Genomic DNA, 2,608 nt, shown 5'->3' with positions numbered 1-2,608 from the left:
AGGATCGAATCTAGATGAACGACTTTTTCAGCCGTGGCTTGGGTAGTGATTCCACCGATGAAAACCCCATGATTATGAGGTGCTTTCCCTCCTAGAACTGCAAGCATTTGATGGGCTAAACGACTGATGGTAAGCGAATCAAAGAAATGCTGAGTTATTCGGTCATTGATGGCTTTAGGCAATCTAAAATCGTCATGGTCTGATTGGAAAAGTGGATTTTGTTCAATTTTCACAAAGTCTGGTACAGTGTATTGATAGAAATGGCGTATATGATTCTGTAAAAACTCGCAGCAATGAATGATATCTCTTAAATATCTGCCTTGTTCCATTGGTTCAATATTCAATGCATCTTCCAATGCTAATGATGATGCCATCGAATGTGCAGCAGAACAAATTCCACATATTCGTTGTGTAAAATAGACTGCATCAAAAGGACTCCTGCCTACTAACATCTGCTCAAATCCTCTGAACAAATTGCCTTTTGTTTTAGCTTCCACCACTTGATTTTGTTCGACGATCACATCAATTTCCATAAAACCACTTATACGTGTCAAAGGATTAATGACAATGCGCTTACTCATTCTTCACCACCCTAGTTGTGTCAAAGCTAATAAATGGTGCCATCGCATCTGGGAAACCAAATTGGGCACAGCCGATACAAGGGGTATCATCTCCAATCGGCCAATTCACATGCCCATTCCATTGTCTGGTTGGACAGTCCACACGTGTAACGGGACCGCGACACCCAAGCTTAAACAAACATGTCTTATCTCCTAATTTCTCGGCAAATATGCCACGATCAAAAAATGGCCTTCTAGGACATCGATCATGTATGAGCGTACTATAAAACATTAAAGGACGACCTAAGTTATCAGTTTCGGGTTCACCGTACAACAATAGATGTGCGAGTGTCCCTAAAAACCAATCTGGATGGACTGGACATCCTGGCAGTTTAATCATTTTTTTTGTAGATAGAACTTCTTGTAAACCGACTGATTGAGAAGGGGTCGGTTTCGCAGCAGATACCCCTCCGTGAGTGGCACAGGCTCCCACCGCTAGGATATGTGTTGCTTTTTCTCCAAACATTGTTGCCGCTTCTAAGCCAGTAAGTGGTTTTCCTTTCCAATTGCCGATTACATTGTATAAACCGTTGTTTTTAAGTGCTACCGCTCCTTCCACAGCTAGAATATACTCTTCATCCAAGGTATCCATGAGCTTTTCAATGGCCTTTTCTCCTTCTGACGCCATTAAGCTATTGCTGTATCGAAGGTTAACCATGGAGTTTAAGGTATATTCAAAGTCAGGGTTTTGCCCGTTTAACAAAGATATGATGTTACCAGAACAGCCATTCAGCTCTAAATAGACGAGATTTTTTTTCTTGATGAGTCCTTTGTGGATTTGATTTGACACAGTATTTGTTAATCTTGCTGCAATTGCTTCGTTTGTCATCGATTCTGGGGGCAAGATGTGTCTTTCCATTAAGCTAACCTCCCTACCACTGGTAGTGTTGCTAAAATCGATTGTTGCCCTGCATGGCAAGAAGCGAATTCTTTTGTATAATCCTTGCCAGCAGATAATGCAAAGTGTGTCGCAGCTGCCCATGCCCTGTTATTGGTAACATCATATACGATACCATTGACAGCCACATAGGCTGGCCTCCCATTCTTACCATCATAAGTGGATAATTCTTGTATTGTAAAAGTGCGCTGATTCTGTGGTGGTGTAGGTGAATTTAGAGTAGGTGATGGAGAGATGACAGAATTTTGTGGACTATTTAGATTTCCAGGATAATGATTTGGGAGTTGTTGTTTAGGTTGTAAGTGTAAAATTTCATTGGCCAACAATTCACTAAGAAAATGAATAGAAGAAAGAGCATCCCATAAACGTTGAAGGATTTGTTGTTTCTTCGATGAATCATTCAAAGTCGACAATGTATAGATGTCGTGACGAGCCTGGGTTACAAGGTGATTCAGTTGAAGTCTGAGCAAATCGGTGTTTTGCATGTTGTCCTCTCCTTTAGGCTGTTTCACCTTATCTTATGCACTTAACTATAGATAATTAACAAATTCTAGGTAATAGCAGTCCTGAAAGACGATTTAACCGTCTTGTTGTACCAATTGGAGTCTTTAACAACAATTTCCCGGCATTCTCTTCAATAGATGTAACCGTTCCAATGACTGTAGCATTCCTCCCGAGTTCGTGTTTCTTCAAAAGCTCCATTGCTTTATATTTTTGTTCAGAAGCCACAATGAACACTACTTTTCCTTCGTTTGCAAGATAAAGAGGATCAAAGCCTAAAATATCACATGCGCCATGAACCTCCCTTCGAATCGGTATCGAATCCTCATCCATTTCAAGTGTGAAATGGAAGTCTTCACAAAGTTCAACAAGGGTTGTCGCCAAACCACCACGTGTTGGATCTCGCATAATCCGAATACCGTCCACTTCTTCAAGTAATTGTTTAACCAAATGGTTTAATGATGCACAATCACTTTTTACATCAGTCAGTAGACCAAGTTCTTCACGTGCTCCTAGGATCGATATCCCATGATCACCTATGGTACCACTGATAAATACAACATCTCCTTTTTGAATATCACCAGGATCC

At 40.7% G+C, this 2,608-nt stretch carries 4 protein-coding genes; all 4 read right to left on the bottom strand.

Features of this window, described 5'->3' with window-relative positions; genetic code table 11:
• Positions 1–581 (bottom strand): nickel-dependent hydrogenase large subunit (locus tag DBX25_RS21085; protein ID WP_240620118.1); only part of this gene is annotated, 581 nt, incomplete at its 3' end.
• Complete coding sequence (locus DBX25_RS02075) at positions 574–1,479, bottom strand: hydrogenase small subunit (protein ID WP_108669121.1); 906 nt, start codon at positions 1,477–1,479, stop codon at positions 574–576. The genes DBX25_RS21085 and DBX25_RS02075, both read right to left, overlap by 8 nt.
• Complete coding sequence (locus DBX25_RS02070; protein ID WP_108669120.1) at positions 1,479–2,003, bottom strand: cytochrome b5 domain-containing protein; 525 nt, start codon at positions 2,001–2,003, stop codon at positions 1,479–1,481. Before DBX25_RS02070 ends, DBX25_RS02075 begins: the two co-directional genes overlap by 1 nt.
• Before the next feature lie 55 nt (positions 2,004–2,058).
• A partial coding sequence (locus tag DBX25_RS21080) for a HypE family hydrogenase expression/formation protein (protein ID WP_240620117.1) occupies positions 2,059–2,608 on the bottom strand: 550 nt, incomplete at its 5' end.

The sequence above is a fragment of the Peribacillus acanthi genome (genome assembly GCF_003073175.1).
Classification (GTDB): Bacteria; Bacillota; Bacilli; order Bacillales; family DSM-1321; genus Bacillus_BN; species Bacillus_BN acanthi.
The sequence above is the reverse complement of the archived record's forward strand: the minus strand, read 5'-3'. Positions and strand labels throughout refer to the sequence as shown.